Source organism: Streptomyces sp. NPDC006476, from assembly GCF_040612015.1.
Classification (GTDB): Bacteria; Actinomycetota; Actinomycetes; order Streptomycetales; family Streptomycetaceae; genus Streptomyces; species Streptomyces griseorubiginosus_B.
The window spans coordinates 18,641-35,879 of sequence record NZ_JBEXPK010000018.1; the positions used below are offsets into that span (position 1 = coordinate 18,641).

17 protein-coding genes and 1 pseudogene are annotated in these 17,239 nt (G+C 71.2%); 13 read left to right on the plus strand and 5 right to left on the minus strand.

Going from position 1 to position 17,239, the window contains the following annotated elements; all coding sequences use genetic code 11:
- Nucleotides 1-131 precede the first annotated feature (131 nt).
- The 3 genes and pseudogenes from ABZZ74_RS21245 to ABZZ74_RS21255 form a co-directional block, all read right to left on the minus strand.
- Nucleotides 132-638, minus strand: a complete 507-nt coding sequence (locus ABZZ74_RS21245) for a hypothetical protein (protein WP_356767400.1) — start codon at nucleotides 636-638, stop codon at nucleotides 132-134.
- Nucleotides 639-778: 140 nt separating this feature from the next.
- A pseudogene (locus ABZZ74_RS21250) lies at nucleotides 779-952 on the minus strand (discoidin domain-containing protein); the annotation flags it as partial.
- Nucleotides 953-1,196: 244 nt separating this feature from the next.
- A complete protein-coding gene (locus ABZZ74_RS21255) occupies nucleotides 1,197-1,835 on the minus strand; it encodes an XRE family transcriptional regulator (RefSeq protein WP_356767093.1) in 639 nt (212 codons plus the stop codon).
- Nucleotides 1,836-1,974: 139 nt separating this feature from the next.
- Here ABZZ74_RS21255 and ABZZ74_RS21260 point away from each other — a divergent pair, with 139 nt between their 5' ends.
- From ABZZ74_RS21260 to ABZZ74_RS21315, 12 genes are all read left to right on the plus strand, one after another.
- Complete coding sequence (locus ABZZ74_RS21260; protein WP_356767095.1) at nucleotides 1,975-2,496, plus strand: flavin reductase family protein; 522 nt, start codon at nucleotides 1,975-1,977, stop codon at nucleotides 2,494-2,496.
- A complete protein-coding gene (locus ABZZ74_RS21265) occupies nucleotides 2,493-3,377 on the plus strand; it encodes an MBL fold metallo-hydrolase (RefSeq protein WP_356767097.1) in 885 nt (294 codons plus the stop codon). The genes ABZZ74_RS21260 and ABZZ74_RS21265 overlap by 4 nt, the downstream gene beginning before the upstream one ends.
- Nucleotide 3,378: 1 nt before the next feature.
- Complete coding sequence (locus ABZZ74_RS21270; RefSeq protein WP_356767099.1) at nucleotides 3,379-4,584, plus strand: amidohydrolase family protein; 1,206 nt, start codon at nucleotides 3,379-3,381, stop codon at nucleotides 4,582-4,584.
- A 177-nt stretch (nucleotides 4,585-4,761) separates the two neighbouring features.
- Nucleotides 4,762-5,520: an ABC transporter ATP-binding protein gene (locus ABZZ74_RS21275; RefSeq protein ID WP_356767101.1), complete on the plus strand. Its 759-nt coding sequence runs from the start codon at nucleotides 4,762-4,764 to the stop codon at nucleotides 5,518-5,520.
- Nucleotides 5,517-6,395: an ABC transporter permease gene (locus ABZZ74_RS21280; protein WP_356767103.1), complete on the plus strand. Its 879-nt coding sequence runs from the start codon at nucleotides 5,517-5,519 to the stop codon at nucleotides 6,393-6,395. Before ABZZ74_RS21275 ends, ABZZ74_RS21280 begins: the two co-directional genes overlap by 4 nt.
- Nucleotides 6,396-6,439: 44 nt before the next feature.
- A complete protein-coding gene (locus tag ABZZ74_RS21285; RefSeq protein WP_356767105.1) occupies nucleotides 6,440-7,612 on the plus strand; it encodes a hypothetical protein in 1,173 nt (390 codons plus the stop codon).
- A complete protein-coding gene (locus ABZZ74_RS21290) occupies nucleotides 7,612-8,997 on the plus strand; it encodes an FAD-binding protein (protein ID WP_356767107.1) in 1,386 nt (461 codons plus the stop codon). The genes ABZZ74_RS21285 and ABZZ74_RS21290 overlap by 1 nt, the downstream gene beginning before the upstream one ends.
- Nucleotides 8,994-9,779: a creatininase family protein gene (locus ABZZ74_RS21295; protein ID WP_356767109.1), complete on the plus strand. Its 786-nt coding sequence runs from the start codon at nucleotides 8,994-8,996 to the stop codon at nucleotides 9,777-9,779. Before ABZZ74_RS21290 ends, ABZZ74_RS21295 begins: the two co-directional genes overlap by 4 nt.
- Before the next feature lie 11 nt (nucleotides 9,780-9,790).
- Nucleotides 9,791-10,222, plus strand: a complete 432-nt coding sequence (locus tag ABZZ74_RS21300; protein ID WP_356767111.1) for a cupin domain-containing protein — start codon at nucleotides 9,791-9,793, stop codon at nucleotides 10,220-10,222.
- A gap of 2 nt (nucleotides 10,223-10,224) precedes the next feature.
- On the plus strand, nucleotides 10,225-11,766 hold the full coding sequence (locus ABZZ74_RS21305) for an amidase (RefSeq protein ID WP_356767113.1): 1,542 nt from the start codon (nucleotides 10,225-10,227) through the stop codon (nucleotides 11,764-11,766).
- Nucleotides 11,759-12,523: an isochorismatase family cysteine hydrolase gene (locus ABZZ74_RS21310; protein ID WP_356767115.1), complete on the plus strand. Its 765-nt coding sequence runs from the start codon at nucleotides 11,759-11,761 to the stop codon at nucleotides 12,521-12,523. The genes ABZZ74_RS21305 and ABZZ74_RS21310 overlap by 8 nt, the downstream gene beginning before the upstream one ends.
- A complete protein-coding gene (locus ABZZ74_RS21315) occupies nucleotides 12,520-13,587 on the plus strand; it encodes an acetamidase/formamidase family protein (RefSeq protein ID WP_356767117.1) in 1,068 nt (355 codons plus the stop codon). Before ABZZ74_RS21310 ends, ABZZ74_RS21315 begins: the two co-directional genes overlap by 4 nt.
- A 507-nt stretch (nucleotides 13,588-14,094) precedes the next feature.
- Here the strand turns inward: ABZZ74_RS21315 and ABZZ74_RS21320 are convergent.
- On the minus strand, nucleotides 14,095-15,126 hold the full coding sequence (locus tag ABZZ74_RS21320; RefSeq protein ID WP_356767384.1) for a maleylacetate reductase: 1,032 nt from the start codon (nucleotides 15,124-15,126) through the stop codon (nucleotides 14,095-14,097).
- Nucleotides 15,127-15,161: 35 nt separating this feature from the next.
- On the minus strand, nucleotides 15,162-16,043 hold the full coding sequence (locus ABZZ74_RS21325; RefSeq protein ID WP_356767119.1) for a dioxygenase: 882 nt from the start codon (nucleotides 16,041-16,043) through the stop codon (nucleotides 15,162-15,164).
- A 189-nt stretch (nucleotides 16,044-16,232) separates the two neighbouring features.
- Between ABZZ74_RS21325 and ABZZ74_RS21330 the strand changes: the two genes are divergently transcribed.
- Nucleotides 16,233-17,228: an AraC family transcriptional regulator gene (locus ABZZ74_RS21330; protein ID WP_356767121.1), complete on the plus strand. Its 996-nt coding sequence runs from the start codon at nucleotides 16,233-16,235 to the stop codon at nucleotides 17,226-17,228.
- Nucleotides 17,229-17,239: the final 11 nt, after the last annotated feature.

Genomic DNA, 17,239 nt, shown 5'->3' on the forward strand with positions numbered 1-17,239 from the left:
GCACGCGTGCCACGCTGCCGGTGCCAGGATCTTGGCGGGGCACACGGGCCTGCGGTTTCTGTGGTTCCCGCCCGTGCCGTGCCGTCTTCTCTGCCGATGCAACCGCTGGGACGGGACGGTCTGTTCCCGGCTCACCCGCTCGGTCTCCCAGAGGTGGGGGTTGCCGTCTCGGGCCCCGGTCTGGGGATCAGGACGATCTTGCGATGGGTGTCCTCTTGAGTTGCAACGTCTCGCCGGGTGCGATGCCGCCTACGCCGAACGCGTCCACGGCCACCCAGTACTCCGTCAGCATTGAGCGAGCGCAGGTCGAGACAGGTCCGCTCGTACACCAGCCAGCTGTGGTAGAGCTTCTCGGGATGGCGGCCGTAACGGATGTTGTAGCCGGTGGCCCGGCTGGTGGCGTCCCATTCGATCCTGGCGGTGCGGCCGTCGACGCGGCGGGCCCGGGCACGGACCGGGCTCGGGGACGCGCCGTCACTCGTCCCGAAGACGCGTACTCCGCTGACCGCGAAAACGCCGTCGAACGGCATGCGGCCGCCGGTGACCCGGATGTAGCGGGCGCGCAGGGGTGCGTCGAGCGCGATGAATGCGTGCGGGCATCGACGTCCGTCTCCCGGCTGTCGCGTACGACGGTCCATCGCTGGCCGTCCTGCGAGACCTCCACCAGGGTCTCCGCCGGCTGATGACGGGGAAGGATGCCGCGCCAGATGTGACGGTTCCAGTCCGCTCCTTCGGGGACCTGCGGGGCGACGGCTCCCAGCTCGTGATCCGCCAGGTTGACCCGCACCGCGTTCACCGTCTTGCTCACGCCGAGGTCGATGGTGAGGGACTGGCCGGGTTCGCGGCTCCCGGCTGCCCACCAGGTGCGGATGTCCTCGTCGACAGCGGATGCCGGGGTGTGGCCGGGGGCGGCGGACGAGGCGGTGGCCTGCGCCTTGTAGGAGAGCAGCATCCAGGGTGGAGGCGTCCATGGATCGAACGGCCCGTCCGGGACGACGAAGGGATAGTCGGCGAAGTTCTGGTTGCAGAAGAGGACGCCGGCCTGGTCGAACCCTGCCAGGAGTCGGCGTGGGTGCTCGCTGTGCGCGAGGGCTGCCGGACCTGAGTGTCGCTGCTGATCGTCCAGCGGGCACCCCGCCCCTGGTGCCGGGCAGCGCTGCAGGTCTGTCTGGTCGGCATGTCCGGTGTGCGGAGGCTCAACCGTGGTGATCGGCTTCGCCCGTCGCGTTCTGGACGGTGAGCAGCCGGACTTGTGAGCCGTCGCCGACGGCGCGCCAGCGGTGTGAGGTGCCGCCGGGGTAGTAGATGCTGTCCCCGGGGCCGAGCCTGTGCAGGCCGGACGCTCCGTCCGTCCGGAGTTCGATCTCGATCTCGCCGGCGATGACGTAGACGAACTCGTCACCGGGGTGGTCGTAGAAGTCGGCGAACACCTCCCCGACCCCCGTGTACTCCACGGGATGGAAGGAGTAGGCGGGCGTGCCGAGCATCCGTGCGGTGCCGCCGGTGTTGCTCACGGGCAGGCCCGCGCCCGCGCGCACCAGGTGGACGGTGTCGGCCCCGCCGTCGGTGTGCGGAGCCGCCGTGGCCATGAGCGCCTGCTGGGTGGTGCCGAGCGCGCGGGCGATCCGGTGCAGGGAGGGCATGCTGGGCCGGGTCAACCCGCGCTCCAACTGGCTGAGGAACGGGTGGGAGAGCCCGGCGCGCTCGGCGAGCTGGACGAGGGTCAGGCCGCGATCCTTGCGCAGTTTCCGGATCGCACCGCCGAGTTCGGCGCGCAGCAGCGCGTCCGTCTCTCCTGCGGCGGGAGGCGTGGTGTTGGCGGTTCGGGCCGGCATGGCAGGAATCCTAAAGGGTGGAGGTGGGTGTGCCGCTGGGGTGCGAGGGGCGGTGGCGGAGGGTTTTACGCCGGTGAAACACGAGGGTCCTACCCTGAATGTTGATGGTATGAACATTCCTCGCTTCCAGGGAGCCCTCATGGCCGCGGCCAGATCCGACCGTTCCGTCGTCTCCCCGCCCGACTCCGCCTTCCTCGACGCCATGGCGGCCCTGGCCGGAGGCGTCTGTGTCGTCACCGCTCTGACCGGGGAGGGGCGCCCGGTCGGCTTCACGAGCACCGCCGTCATGAGTCTGAGCCGGCAACCGCAACTGCTCGCCATCGGGGTGGGCAGCGGCGTCCGTTCACTGCCCGCGTTGCTGGACGGCCGCAGGTTCGCCCTGAACATCCTGCACTCCGGCGGCGAGCACGTCTCCCGGCGCTTCGCCGACCGCACCGTGGACCGGTTCGCGGGGATCGAGTGGTCGGCCGAGGAGGGGAGCGGGCTGCCGATGCTGCTCGCGTACAGCTCGTACACGGTGCTGTGCAGTGTCGTACGCGACCTTCGGGCCGGTGACCACCATCTGATCGTCGCGGCCGTCGACAACGTGGTGACCGGTACGGGCGGACCGACCGCGCTCGTGCACCACGACCGCCGGTACCACGCGCTCGGTGCCGCGTGAGCCGCCCCGGTTGGTTCCAGGTCGCCGAGACGGGTCCGGGAGCCTTCGTCATCGCCGAGCCCGGCCACGTCAACAGCTACCTCCTGCTCGGCGACGAGCTGGCCCTCCTCTACGACACGGGCATGGGCATCGCCGACATCGGTGAGCAGGTCCGGCAGCTGACCCGGCTGCCGCTCCTCGTCGTCAACTCCCACCATCACTTCGACCACCGCGGCGGCAACGCCTCCTTGGCCGCGCACGCCGCGGGCATCGCCGTACACGCCGACGGAGCCGCGCTGCACACGGCTCCGGCCCCGCACGAGTGGCTGGAGTCGTACGCGCACATCGCGCACGACCTCCGCAAACGGTACGAGGAGTTTCACGCCGTGGACGTCGGCGGGTTCTTCCTGACCGACTCCCGCGTCGAGGTGCGGCCGGTGCCCGACCTGGCCGAGTGGCGGATCGAGGCCGTACGCCCCACCCGGCTGCTGCGCGAGGGGGACGTACTGGACCTGGGCGGCCGGAGCCTGAACGTCCTGCACACCCCAGGGCACTCACCGGACGGCATCTGTCTGTGGGAGCCGGCCACTGGGCTGCTGCTGGCCGGGGACACTCTCATCAGTGGCACCTTCTTCGCCCATGTGCCCGGCGCCGACGTGCGCGACTTCGCGGGCTCCACGCGCCGTCTCGCCGAGCTGCCCGTCACCACCGCCCTGCTCGGCCACAACCTGCGCCACCGGGAGTCGTCGGACTTCGTGGCCCGGGTCGCCGACGCCTTCGCGGCCGTACGGGACGGCACAACCCGCCCGTACGCCTCGACCGACATGTTCGGCGCCGCCGTACGACGGCATGACTTCGACGGGTTCGCGGTGCTCACCGCGCCGCACGGGACGGACCACTGACATGCCACCACTGCTGTTGCGCGGCGCACGGCTGCCGGGTGGAGACGTCCGTGACGTCCTGCTCGACCCGGACAGCGGGCTCGTGGCCCGCGTGGCACCGGCCGGTCTGCTGTCGCCCGTTCCGGACGAACTCGACCTGACCGGCTACCTGCTCATGACCGCGGGCGCCGAACCGCACGCCCATCTGGACAAGGCCCTGACCTGGGACCGCGTGGGCGCACCGGCCGGCGACCTGCTCGGCGCCGTCGAGGCCTGGCGCGCCCACACTCTGCGCGTCACTGAGGAGGACGTCTTCCGGCGGGCCGCGAAGACGGTCGACGATCTGTGCGCGAACGGGGTGACGGCGGTGCGGTCCCATGTGGACCTCCTGACCGCGGGCGGCGATCCGCTGCGCGGTCTGCGGGCCCTGCTCCGGCTGCGGAAGCAACTGCGGGGACGCGTACGGCTGCAGATCGCCGTGCTCCACGTGGACGCCCCGGAGGAGTTGCTGCACGAGGCCCTCGACCTCGGCGCGGACCTGCTGGGCGACTGCCCGCACCTGTCCGTCGACCCCGCCGCGTCGCTGGCGCGCACCCTGCGCATCGCCGCCGAACACCACGTCGGTGTCGACCTGCACGCCGACGAGACCCTCGACCCGGACGCGGGCGACCTGCGCCTGCTCGCCCGGAGCGTGCGTGAGCGCGGCCTGGCAGCCGGTGTCACCGCGAGCCACTGCGTGAGTCTCGGCATGGTGGAACCGGACGAGGCGATGCGCACGGCCAAGGAGGTCGCGGCGGCGGGGATCGGCGTGGTCGCCCTGCCGCTGACGAACCTCTACCTCCAGGGCCGCGGACACCCGTCCGGTACACCGCGCGGGCTGACCGCCGTCCGGGCACTGCTGGACGCGGGCGTACAGGTCGCGGCCGGGGGCGACAACGTCCGGGACCCCTTCAACCCCGTGGGCCGAGCCGACCCGCTGGAGACCGCGTCGCTGCTGGTCACGGTCGGTCACCTCACGCCGGACGAGGCGCTGCACGCGGTCACGGCGGGTGCCCGCGCGGTGCTCGGGCTGCCTGCGGCGGGGCCGTACGAGGGCGCTGTGGCCGATCTTCTGGCGGTGCGGGCGGACTCGGTGTCGGAGGTTCTCGGCGCGTCCTGCCCCGACCGGCTGGTCTTCGCGGGCGGACGGCTGGTCAGCCGTACGTCGGTGCACCGCGAGTTCTTCTGATCGGGATCGCGACGAACGCCCCGTACCACGACCAATGCTCCGTATTACGGCGAACGCCCCGTATCGCGACGAACAACCCGGATCACGACGGCGAACAGATACGGCCAGGACACTGGCCGGAAACAATCAATGTTCATGCTATCAACATTCCTGACTGTGGCACTGAAGGGAGCTGATGTGCCGATCACCGCCGAGAAGACGCTCGACGCGACGCTGCGATTCGAGGGCGTCGACAAGCACTTCACCAACGGGACCACCGCCCTCACCGGCGTCGAACTGCGCGTCGCGCCCGGTGAGTTCGTCGCCGTCGTCGGCCCCTCGGGCTGCGGCAAGTCCACCCTGCTCCGCCTCGCCTCCGGCCTGGACGCCGCCACCGGAGGCACGGTCCACGCCCCTGTCGACTCCGTCGGCTACGTCTTCCAGGACCCGACCCTGCTGCCTTGGCGCAGCGTCCTGGCCAACGTCGAACTCCCCGCCGAACTCACCGGGACGCCGAAGGCCGAACGCCGGGAACGAGCCCAGGAGGCCCTACGGCTGGTGGGGCTGGAGGGCTTCGAGAAGCAGCTGCCCAGGCAGTTGTCCGGCGGCATGCGGATGCGCGTGTCCCTGGCCCGCGCCCTGATGACCCGACCCTCCCTCTTCCTGCTCGACGAGCCCTTCGGCGCCCTCGACGAGATGACCCGCCTGCGCATGCAGGAGGAACTCCAGCGCATCTACGCCGAGACCGGCTTCGCCGCCCTGTTCATCACCCACTCGGTGACCGAGGCCGTCTTCCTGGCGAGCCGGGTCGTGGTGATGTCGGCGCGGCCCGGCCGTGTCACCGCCTCCTTCGACGTCCCCTTCCCCCACCCCCGTCCGGCAGAGCTGCGCTACGACCCCGAGTTCGGCCGGATCGCCGGCGAGGTCTCGGCGGCTCTGCGAGGAGGATCCCAGTGAGCGCCGACATCACCACCCGTGCCGACATGGCCGTTCCCGTGACGAACCCGCCGCCGAAGGCCGGGTCGGCGACCACCGCCCGGCGCCGCCGGATCCGGCCCGCCGCACTGCTCACCCCGCTCGGATCCCTCGCTGCGGCCGTCGGCATCTGGTACGCCGTGACCTATCTGCTGCTCAGCCCTGCCCGACGCTTCCTCGTCCCGCCGCCCGACCAGGTCCTCACCGTGTCGTTCCTCGACTGGACCCATCTGCAGCCGATGCTCCAGGCGTTGTGGCTCACCGCCCAGGTCGCGCTCGTCGGACTGCTCATCGCCTCCGCGCTGGGCGTGACGGTGGCGGTGCTGATGAGCAGGGCGCGCTGGCTGGAACGCTCGCTGTATCCGTACGCGGTGATCCTGCAGACCGTGCCCATCCTTGCGATCGTGCCGCTGATCGGCCTCTGGTTCGGCTTCGGCTTCACCAGCCGGGTGGTCGTCTGCGTTCTGATCGCCCTCTTCCCGATGATCGCCAACACCCTGTTCGGCATCCAGTCCGTCGACCGCACCCACCACGACCTGTTCACCCTCCAGCGCGCGAGCCGCTGGTCCCGCCTGCGCAAGCTGGAACTGCCGGCCGCGCTCCCGTCGATCTTCACCGGTCTGCGCACCTCCTCCGGGCTTTCCGTGATCGGCGCGATCGTCGGGGACATGTTCTTCAAGCAGGGCGAGCCCGGCATCGGCACCCTGCTCGACGTCTACCGCTCCCGGCTGCAGTCCGAAGACCTGTTCGCCGCGATCATCCTCGCCTCGCTGTTCGGCGTGGCGGTCTTCGCCCTCTTCACCCTCATCGCCCGGCTCGCCGTCGGATCCTGGCACGCCTCGGCCGACCGGCCGTAACCCCCCGCTCTCCTTCCCCGCCCCGTCCCACAGGGAGCTCAGCCATGCCCACATCCACCAGACGCGTCGCCGTCGCGGGCGTTTCCTCCGCAATCATCCTGGTATCCGCCACCGCCTGCGGCGGCGGCTCCACGGCAGCGACCGGCTCCGCCACCAAGCTCCAGGCCGCCCCCGCGGCTCAGCGCCTGGCCGGCGTCTGCCCGAAGACGGTCGTCGTCCAGGTCGACTGGGAGCCCGAGGCCGAACACGGCCCGCTCTACAACCTCGTCGGCCCCGGCTACAGCGTCGACAGCGACAAGAAGCGGGTCACCGGACCGCTGGTCATCGGCGGCAAGGATACCGGCGTCGACATCCAGATCCGGGCCGGCGGCTCCGCCATCGGCTACCAGAGCGTCCCCTCGCAGATGTACGTCGACAAGCGCATCACCCTCGGCACGGTCACCACCGACGTGGCCATCTCGGCGTCCGCCAAGCAGCCGGTCACGGCCGTCGCGGCACTGATGAAGAAAAGCCCGCAGGTCCTGATGTGGGACCCGGCCACCCACCCCGACTGGAAGACGATCGCCGACATCGGCAAGTCGAACGAGAAGATCGTCTACGTCAACGGCAGCACCTACGCCGCGCTACTGGTCTCCAAAGGCCTGATCAAGAAGAGCCAGCTGGACGGGAGTTACGACGGCGCACCCGCCCGCTTCGTCGCCAGCCCCGGCATCGCGCAGCAGGGCTTCGCCACCGCCGAGCCGTACATCTACCAGCACGAAGTGGCGGCCTGGAAGAAGCCGATCAAGTACCAGCTGCTCTCCGACGTCGGCTTCAACGTCTACCCGGAGTCCCTGTCCGTGCGCAGCGGCGAACTGGCGTCGCTCAGCCCCTGCCTGAAGAAGCTCGTCCCCGTCCTGCAGCAGTCGGCGGCCGATTTCGCGGCCAAGCCCTCGGCGACCGTCAAGCTCATCAGCGACCTGGTCCAGCAGTACAACACCGGCTGGGTCTACTCCGAGGGCACCGGCACCTTCGCCGCCCGGCAGATGGTCAAGCTGGGCATCCTCGGAAACGAGGCCGACGGCAGCCTCGGCAGCTTCGACATGAAGCGCGTCGCCTCCGCCCTGATGACCTTCACGCCCCTCGTCCAGCAGAGCGGCGCCAAGGTCAAGCCGGGCCTGACGGCCCGTGATCTGGCGACCGACGAGTTCATCGACCCCTCGATCGGACTGAAGTGATGACGACCGCGAACCTGACCGCACTCACCGAACTCGTCGCCGACGAAGGCGCCGCAGCCACCCCGGATCCGACGCAGCGTCAGGCAACCCCCGGTATCGAGGAGTTCTGCGCCGAGGCCGCCGAACTCCTCGGCGCCGACGGGGTGATCCGTGACCCGGCCGCACGAGAGAAGGCCTCCTGCGACTGGGCCCACATGTCGCCCATCCTCTCGGCGAAACTCCCCGCGGGTCACGCCGAGGTCGTCCTGCGCCCCACCGCGCACGAGCAGATCCCCCACCTCCTCGCCCTGGCCCACCGCCACCGCATCCCCCTCACCCCACGCGGCAAGGGCACCGGCAACTACGGCCAGGCGATCCCGCTGTCGGACGGCGCCGTGCTCGACCTCACCGGCTGCGGACGCATCCTCGCCGCGGGAGACGGCTGGATCCGCGCCGAGGCCGGGGCGAAGATGTCCGACCTGGAGGCCCACGCCCGCACGCTCGGCCAGGAGCTGTGGATGTTCCCGTCCACCTTCGGCACCACGCTCGGCGGCTTCCTCTCCGGCGGCAGCGGCGGCACCGGCTCGCTGGTGCACAAGACCAACAGCGACGGTTTCGTCACCGAGTTGACCGTCGCGCCCTGCACGGCCGACGCCACCCCCTTCACGGTCCGGGACGCGGACACCCTGCCCTACATCCACGCCTACGGCACCACCGGCATCATCACCACCGCCACCGTGCGCCTTCAACCGGCCCGCACCTGGACGGGGTTGTTCGCCGCCTTCACCGACTGGCACTCCGCCACCGCCGCGCTCTCCGCACTCGTCCACCTCGAACCGGCGCCGCGCCTGGCGTCGCTGGACGAGGCCCGGCTCGTGCGAGTCTACCAGCCCGACCCCGCCCTCGACCCCACGGCCCTGAGCCTGCGCGCGATCATCGAGGAGAACGCCGTCGACGCGGCACGGGCGATCGTCGCGTCGTACAGCGGACAGGTGCGCGAGGTCCGGCCCGCACCGGACGGTCCCGCCCTGATCAGCTCCATGTCCTTCAACCACCCCACCTACCACCTGATGAAGGCCGAGGACGGCTGGTTCCACCTGGAGGTCGCCGGCGACGTCCTGCTCGGCGACACCACTGAGATCAAAAAGGTCTTCCCCGACACCGTGCTCCACCTGGAGGGCATGCGATCCGGCACGGTCGGCATGCTCATGGCCCGCTACCAGGACGAGACGACCGTCTACGACGGCATCGCCGCCCTGCAGGCACTGGGCGTCGGCGTGCACAGCCCGCACAACTGGTACGTCGACCGCCGCCTCGACCTCGTCCGGGACACGGCGCGTACCGCCGATCCGCTCGGCCTGCTCAACCCGGGCAAGATTCCCGCCGGTTCGGAGGAGGACGCATGACCTTCACCAGGTTCATCGACCTGAGCGGACCCGAGATCGCGCGCTTCGGCGAGGACACCGTCGCGGTGCTGCCGGTCGGCGCGATCGAACAGCACGGCCCCCATCTGCCCGTGGCCACCGACTACTACATGGCCGAGGCCGTCGCCGAAGGCGCCGCACGGCTCGCGGGGGAGAGCTGCGACATCACCCTGCTGCCCGGACTCGCCTACACCAAGTCCGACGAACACGCCTGGTCCGCGGGCACGTTGTGGCTCACCGCCCGCACCCTGCTGTCCGTCCTCGACGACATCGGCCGCTCGCTGGCCGCGGGCCCCGTCCGCCGTCTCGCCTTCCTCAACGCCCACGGCGGCAACAGCGCCCTGCTCGGCGTCGCCCTGCGCGAACTGCGCACCCGGCACGGCCTGCGCACCTTCCTGCTGCACGCCTCGCTTCCCGCCGACCAGGGCGGCGCCTCCCCGGCCACCGAACTCGGCATGGGCGTACACGGCGGCCTCAAGGAGACCGCCGCCATGCTCCACCTCCACCCCGACCTGGTCGACATGACGCGGGCCCGCCGCAGTGTCCCCGAACACCTCACCGAGTACGAGCACATCGGCTTCGGCAAGCCGGTCTCCTTCGGCTGGACCAGCGACGACTTCGCCACCCCTGACGGGGTGATCGGCGACCCCACCGGGGCCACGCCCGAACTCGGCCGCAAACTCGTGGACTCCTCCGTCGCCGCGGCAGCCGCCGCCCTGCGCGAATGCGCGCGCTTCCGCCCCGACCGCCCGACCACCCGCTAGGGAAACCCGCCATGGCCAACCCCCCGCTGCACACCCCCCTGCGCGACATCACCGCCCACCACATCACGGCGGGCGACACCGTCAAGCTCGCCGTCCTCACCGGCCCCCGGGACGGCTCGCCCACCACGGTCGTCTTCGAGGTGTGGGAACCCGGTGGCGCCCAGCCCCTCAACTGGCACCCGGAGTCGGTCGAGACGTTCCTGGTCCTCGCCGGCCATGGCCGTGCCGCCAGTGACGAGCACGAGCGCGACCTCGCTCCGGGCGACGTCCTGGTGCTGCCCGCCGGCTCCAAGCACCGCATCCTCAACACCTCCGCCACCGAACGCCTCTACACGGTCACCGTGATGTCCCCCGACGAGGGCTTCGCCGACCTCATCGAACGCGGACCCGCCGCCACGCTGGATGAGCAGGACCTCGCCGTGCTGCGCGCGGGAACATCGTGACCGTGACTCCACCCACGAATGATCTTCTCGCCGCCTTCTGGGCGTACGAACGGGCCCTGATGGCCAACGACCTGGCGGGCCTGGACCACTGGTTCCTCCACGGGCCGGACACCCTGCGCGCCGAAGGGGACACCGTCCTGGTGGGCCACGCCGCGATCGCCGATTTCCGGCGCGGTCGGGGTGGGGCCCCGGCACGGGTCGTGGAGCGGGTGCACGTCGTATGCCCGGGGCCGCGGGTCGCGGTCGTCACCGCCGAGACACGGCGGCAGGACGGCACGCGCGGGCTGCAGACCCAGGTGTGGCAGCACACCGACACCGGGTGGCGGATCGCCGCCGCGCACGTCAGCGGCACAGCCGCACCCCTGCCGGACGAGCGCCCCGATCCGGCGGTGTGGCGCGTGGCCGGTCCGCTGGTCAAGTCGAGCGGCCGGGGCCCGCTGGCACACGTCCGCACCGCCGTGAAGGACCTGTTCGCCGTGGCGGGACAGCGCGTCGGCGCGGGTAACCCGGCCTGGCTGGCCGCAGCCCGCACCGAAGAGCGACATGCGGACGCGGTACGACGCCTGCTCGACGCGGGCGCCGAACTCACCGGCATCGCCCAGACCGACGAACTGGCCTTCAGCCTCGCCGGGGCCAACGCGCACTACGGCACCCCCGTGAACCCCGCCGCCCCCGGTCGGATCACCGGCGGCTCCAGCAGCGGCCCGGCCGCCGCCGTGGCCCGTGGCTGGGCCGACCTGGGGCTGGCCACCGACACCGCCGGTTCGATCCGCGTCCCCGCCTCCTACTGCGGCCTGTACGGCTGGCGGCCCACGCACGCGGCCACGCCTACCGGGGGCCTGCTGGCGCTTGCGCCCTCCTTCGACACCGCCGGCCTCCTGGCCCGTGATCCGCACGTCCTGCGCACCGCGGCCCAGGCGTTGCTGACCACCGACGAGCCCTCCGCACCGGTGACGCAACTCCTCGTCGACAACGACCTGGTGGCCCTCGTCGAACCCGAGGTGCTGTCCTCCTTCGAGGCGGCATGTCGAGCGTCGGCCCTGCCGGTGACCCGCGCGTCGACCGGGATCTCCGAGCACGTGGAGGGCTGGTTCGACGCCTTCCGGACCGTGCAGGCGGCGGAGGCGTGGGAGGGCCACGGTGCCTGGATCACCGCGCACCCGGACGTACTTGCCCCGGACGTGGCGGCCCGCTTCGACAACGGACGCCGGGTCACCCCGGCCCAACTCGCCCAGGCGGAACAGGTGTTGACGGAAGCGGGGAAGCTGCTGGACGCCGTCATCCCGCCCGGCACCGCCCTGTTGCTGCCCGCCACGAGCGGCCCCGCCCAGCTCGCCGACGCCCCGCCCGCCGAGGTGGAGGCCGTGCGCGCCGCCACCCTCCGCCTGACCTGCCTCGCATCACTGGCCGGTCTCCCGGCGGTCGTCGCCCCGCTGCTGCGGGTGCGCTCCCTGCCCGTGGGGCTGTGCGCGCTGGGCGCCCGCGGCACCGACCGTGCCCTGCTCGACTTCATCACCGAAAGGACGAGCCCCGCGCATGCCTGAGGTCCACCGTCTCATCGGGCCCAACTCCCGCAACGCCTGGCGGGTCGACGGGGGAGCCGTCACCCTGGCCCGCCCCCACCGCGCCCCGCACCCCGTCACCGTCGAGGCGCTGCCGCAGAGCGTGACCACCGACCTCGCGGCCACCGCGCTGATCGTCGTCGACATGCAGAACGACTTCTGCTCGCCCGACGGCTGGCTCGCCTCCATCGGGGTCGACGTGACCCCGGCTCGCGCCCCGATCCCCGTCATCGCCGGCCTGCTGCCGCTCCTGCGCGCCGTCGGCGTCCCCGTGATCTGGCTCAACTGGGGCAACCGCCCCGACCGGGCCAACCTCCCGCCCGGCGTCCTGCACGTCTACGACCCCGACGGCACCGGGGGTGGCATCGGGGCCCCGCTGCCGGGCGGCCGGGTCCTGGAGCAGGGCAGTCCCTCGGCCGCGATCGTCGAAGGGCTCGATCCGGCGGACGGCGATCTCCACGTCGCCAAGTACCGGATGAGCGGCTTCCAGGACACGGAACTGGACAGCGTGCTGCGCAACCTGAGGGTCGACACCCTGCTCTTCGCCGGCGTCAACGCCGACCAGTGCGTCCTGGCCACGCTCATGGACGCCGCCGGCCTCGGCTACGACGTCCTCCTGGTTGAGGACGCGGTGGCCACCACCTCGCCCGCGTACTGCATGGACGCCACGCTCTACAACGTCCGCCAGTGCTTCGGCTTCACCCTCACCTCGCACGCCCTCCAGGAGGTCCTGAAGTGAACCTCCTCCAGCCCGGCTTCGGCCCCCTCGACGGTGACCACTACCTGCCCGCCGACCCCTCCCGGGTGCACTGGGGCCTGCTGCCCAACGCCACCGCCAAACCGGCGCTGACCGTCCGCACGGGCGAGACCGTCACCTTCGACACCATCAGCCACGAGGGCATCCTGGAGGACCAGGGCCGCGACCCGGCCGCCTACTTCGGCCGGGCCGGCATCCCCAACGACGGTCTGCTGCACGACGCCGTGGAACTGGCCGCCTCCGCACGCGAGCATGAGCCCGCGCTGCACGGCCCGCACGTCGTCACCGGACCGGTGGCGGTCCAGGACGCACGGCCGGGCGACGTCCTGGAGGTCGAGGTCCTGACCTTGCACCGTCGCGCGCCCTACGGAGTGATCAGCAACCGGCACGGCAAGGGAGCCCTCCCGGGTGAGTACCCGCTGACACCCCCGGGCGAGCCGTCGAGCCTGGTCGCGATGGTCGGCCAGGACGGCCGGGGACGGCTGCCCGTCGGCGACGGCCGCCAACTCGCCTTTCCACTAAGGCCGTTCCTGGGGATCATGGGGGTGGCCCCGGCCACGGAATCCCCGGTCCACTCCGTCCCACCCGGCCCGCACGGAGGGAACATCGACGTCCGCCACCTCGGCACCGGCGCCCGGCTCTTCCTGCCCGTCCAGGTCCCCGACGCCCTCTTCTACGTCGGCGACCCCCACTTCTCCCAAGGCGACGGCGAAGTCTCCCTCACCGCGTTCGAAGCGCCGTTGCGCGCAACCCTCCGCCTCACCGTCCACCGCGACGAAGCCACCCGCTCCCTGGCCGCCCGGCTGCGCGCCCCCTTCGCGGAGACCGCGACCGAGCACATCGTCCTCGGCCTCGACCACGACCTCGACGAGGCCCTGCGCAACGCCGTACGCGACGCCCTCACCCTGCTCACCGATCGGTTCGGCATCCCCGGACCCGTCGGCCTGGCCTACCTCAGCGCGGCCGCCGACTTCCACGTCTCCCAGGTGGTCGACATCGTCAAAGGCGTCCACGGCCGCATCTCCAAGGCAGACCTGACCTGCTGACGGCTCGGCCCACCCGGCGGCGATCCGATGCGATCCGATGCCGTCCAGGAGCCCGCCCGTACCACGTCGTGTGTCGCGCAACGCCGTGCTCAGGTGCCTGGGTGGGCTCGGCTGTCGGGTGCGGCAAGGCGAGTGCGTCGAGCAGGTGTTCGGCACCGACAGGGACGGGCAGCCCTCGGCCGTCGAGGTCGGCCGGGGTTTCGGGACGGGTGGGATTGACGCGTACGAGGCCTGGCGAAGGTGCGGCCGTACAGGGCCGCCTTGTACTCCAGCAGCGGAGCACCCTTGGCAGTCGTCCGCCAGTACATCGAACAGCAAAAACGTCCGCTCTAACGTGCACGTCAGAGCAGCCTTGATATGCACTCATCCCCGGCGTGAACGGCGGGGCTTTCTGCAAGAGTCCCGGTAAGTAGTCGATCGCGTTCTTCAGTTCGGCGTTGCTGCCAATCCTGCCAGGCCGGGTGCTCGCGACGATCGGCGGCATCCGTCGCCTGGCTGGACGTGCCCTCAGGAGGCGGGGGGGCGTCCGGACCAGGCGGCGTGCAGGAGCCGGCCGAGCCCTTCCGCGGTGACCTCGCGGGGGTTGGCGTAGGGGTTGGCCAGCGTGACCTGGACGATGCGGTCGATGTCGCCCTCGGCCATGCCGAGTTCCCGCAGGGACCGCGGTGCGCCCAGTCGGCCGGCGAGGTCCCACAGGTACGCGGCGGGGTCGGCGGAGGTGCCGAGGGCGCGCCCGAGCGCGGTCACCGCTTTGGGCGCCGCTTCCTGGTTGTAGGCCAGGGCATGGGGGAGTACGACGGTGTGGGTGGGGGCGTGCGGCAGGTCGAGGGTGCCGCCGAGGGAGTGGCAGAGCTTGTGGTGCAGGGACATCGTGGTGGCCCCGAGGCAGGCGCCGCACAGCCAGGCGCCGTACTGGGCACGGGCGCGGGCGTCGAGGTCGGCGCCGTCGGCGACGATGTCGGGGAGCGCGGCGGCCAGCGCACGTACGCCTTCCTCGGCCATCAGGTCGATGACGGGGGAGGCGTCCGGGGCGTACAGGGCCTCCACCGCGTGCGCGATCGCGTTCATGCCGCTGGTCGCCGAGACGGCCGTCGGCAGGGCGAGGGTGAGCGCCGGGTCGTACAGCACCGACACGGGCAGGACGCGCGGGTCCCGGCCGGTGCGTTTGACACCGTTCTCGGTCAGACCCCATACCGGGGTCATCTCGGACCCGGCGTAGGTCGTCGGTACGGCGATGACCGGTAGGCCGTACTTCAGGGCGACGATTTTCCCGAGGCCGATCGCCGAGCCACCGCCGACGGCGACGCAGCCGTCCGCGTTCACCTCCTTCGCGCGCCGTTGGGCCTCGGCCGCCGACTCCGTGGGCACGTGCATCCGGGCGTGGGGGTGCAGGGCCACCGCTCGGCTGCCGAGGAGGGCGGCGACGGTTTCGGCGAGTTCCCGCCGGCCGGGCGAGCACAGCACCATGACCCGCTCGAGTCCGACGTGGTCGATCTCGTCCGCGAGCCGGTCGAGGGCGTCGAGGCCCATCACGCGCATTGGGAGGGCCTGGTAGGCGAAGGTGGGCGGGGTGGTCACCGTGCGTCCTTCTGCGGGTCGGGCTCGACGGTGATGTCGATCTCGGCCAGCCGGAACGGGGCGGTGACCTTGTACTGACGGGCCTTTTCCGCGTCGTCGACCTGCGAGAAGTCGACGACGAGGCTCTCTTTGACGGCGAAGACGGCGTCCGAGTCCAGATAGGGGCCGTCGGCGACGAAGATGTGCGTCGTCAGCGGCCGGTGGCCGTCGGCCTCGACGATGAAGTGGATGTGGGCCGGCCGGTACGGGTGCCGCTCGGTGGCGTCGAGCAGCACTCCCACGGGGCCGTCGGTCGGAATGGGGTAGTGGCTCGGCACCACGGTACGGAACCAGACCCGGCCTTCGTCGTCGGTACGGAAGAGGCCGCGCCCGTTGCCCGGTGGCTGCACGTCGGGCTGCTGCACATCGTAGAAACCGTCCTCGGTGCATTGCCACACGTCGACGTTCGCGCCGGTCAGAGGGGTGCCGTCCGCCGATGTGACACGCAGCGACACGACGCAGGACCTTCCGCGGCCCAGCAGATCGATGCTGTCCCCGCTCCGACGCTGGGGGGACTCCACCATGTGGAAGGGCCCCAGGACCGTGCTCTCGGTGCCGCCGCCCTGCTCGTTCACGGTCTCCACCAGCATGGAGACACCGAGCACGTCGGAGAGCAGGATGAACTCCTGGCGGGTGGGGTCACATTTCTGCCCTACTGCGGTGAGGTAGTCCACGGCGTACTCCCACTCCTGGATCGTCGGACGCAACTCGCGGACGTAGCCGTGCAGATGGCGGACGAGCCCTTGGAGCAGTTCACGCAGCCGCGGGTCCGGGGTGTCGCGGAAACTGTCCACGGCGGCGGCCGTGATGGCCTTCGCCGCCTCGTCGGTACCGGGCATGACCTACCTCCAGCGCTGGCTCGGGCGTTCAGAAAGAAACGCTAGGAAGGCGTCGGCCGGGGCGATATCCGCGGAGCGCGACCGGCAGCCGAATCACGCGACGTGTGACGGCCGACCGGGGACACGGCCCAGGAGGGGCACCGTGGATCACCCCTTGTTGCGGAGGTTGGGCGGGACGACAATGGCGCCATGGGCCGCGCACCTTTGGCGAGCCACGTGCTGTGCCGTGATTCAGGCTTCGCCGACTTCCGCGAACGCCTCAACGAGCTGTTCTACCCGGCGGACGTCACCCCGCTGTCGGGCGCCGACGGCCCCGGCGGCGAGCTGCGTGGCACGCGCACCGAGCACATCACCCTCGGCCTGATGACCTTCGGCCAGCGCACACGCGTCGATCCCGGACGCACGCCCTCGCACTACCACGTCAACGTCGTGCTGCGAGGTGCCATCGAAGCAACCACGGGACGCCAGGAGTTGGCAGCCACCGCCGGCGACGCCATGGTTTTCGCGCCGACGCGCCAGCACAGGCTGATGAGCTGCGGCGACGGTGCGCGTCATCTGGGGATCAAGATCGACCGGAGACTCGTCGAGGCCGAACTCCAGGCTCTCCTGGGCCGCCCCTTCCAGGCTCCGTTGGACTTCGCGTTCGGCTTCGACCTCACGTCCGCGCCCGGCCGCAGCTGGCGCAACACGTTGGACCTGTTGCTGGCCGAGTCCGACAGCGCCGACGGGCTCATCGGCCGGCCTCCGGTTCAGCACCACTTGGAGCGCCTCCTCGTCAGCGGCCTGTTGCTGGCTCAGACGCACAACTACACGGACGAGCTGCTGCGTCCCCAGCCTCCCGCCTACCCACGGACCGTACGAAAGGCTGTCGACCTGGTCGACGCCCACCCCGAGACACCCTTCACCCTCGGGGAGCTGGCCCAGGCGGCGGGCGTGAGCGCCCGCCGCCTCCAGGAAGGGTTCAGGGAGCACATCGGCGTGACGCCGATGACGTATCTGCGTAACGTCCGTCTGGACCGCGTCCACACCGACCTCCTCACGGGCGCCACCGGTGTCACCGAGGCGGCCGGGCGGTGGGGCTTCACTCACCTCAGCCGTTTCTCCGCCGCCTATCGCCGTCGCTTCGGCGTAGCGCCCTCCGAAACCCTGGCCGGGGCCGGCGGCCAGGACAGGGGTGAGAGGTGAGAGGCCGTGAT

Bases quoted from the DNA above. Each gene is read 5' to 3' on its own strand.
- ABZZ74_RS21255 (WP_356767093.1), bottom strand. From the start codon at position 1,835: ATGCCGGCCCGAACCGCCAACACCACGCCTCCCGCCGCAGGAGAGACG.
- ABZZ74_RS21245 (WP_356767400.1), bottom strand. From the start codon at position 638: ATGGACCGTCGTACGCGACAGCCGGGAGACGGACGTCGATGCCCGCAC.
- ABZZ74_RS21325 (WP_356767119.1), bottom strand. From the start codon at position 16,043: ATGCCCGGTACCGACGAGGCGGCGAAGGCCATCACGGCCGCCGCCGTG.
- ABZZ74_RS21300 (WP_356767111.1), top strand. From the start codon at position 9,791: ATGGCCAACCCCCCGCTGCACACCCCCCTGCGCGACATCACCGCCCAC.
- ABZZ74_RS21330 (WP_356767121.1), top strand. From the start codon at position 16,233: ATGGGCCGCGCACCTTTGGCGAGCCACGTGCTGTGCCGTGATTCAGGC.
- ABZZ74_RS21290 (WP_356767107.1), top strand. From the start codon at position 7,612: ATGACGACCGCGAACCTGACCGCACTCACCGAACTCGTCGCCGACGAA.
- ABZZ74_RS21270 (WP_356767099.1), top strand. From the start codon at position 3,379: ATGCCACCACTGCTGTTGCGCGGCGCACGGCTGCCGGGTGGAGACGTC.
- ABZZ74_RS21320 (WP_356767384.1), bottom strand. From the start codon at position 15,126: ATGCGCGTGATGGGCCTCGACGCCCTCGACCGGCTCGCGGACGAGATC.
- ABZZ74_RS21260 (WP_356767095.1), top strand. From the start codon at position 1,975: ATGGCCGCGGCCAGATCCGACCGTTCCGTCGTCTCCCCGCCCGACTCC.
- ABZZ74_RS21310 (WP_356767115.1), top strand. From the start codon at position 11,759: ATGCCTGAGGTCCACCGTCTCATCGGGCCCAACTCCCGCAACGCCTGG.
- ABZZ74_RS21295 (WP_356767109.1), top strand. From the start codon at position 8,994: ATGACCTTCACCAGGTTCATCGACCTGAGCGGACCCGAGATCGCGCGC.
- ABZZ74_RS21285 (WP_356767105.1), top strand. From the start codon at position 6,440: ATGCCCACATCCACCAGACGCGTCGCCGTCGCGGGCGTTTCCTCCGCA.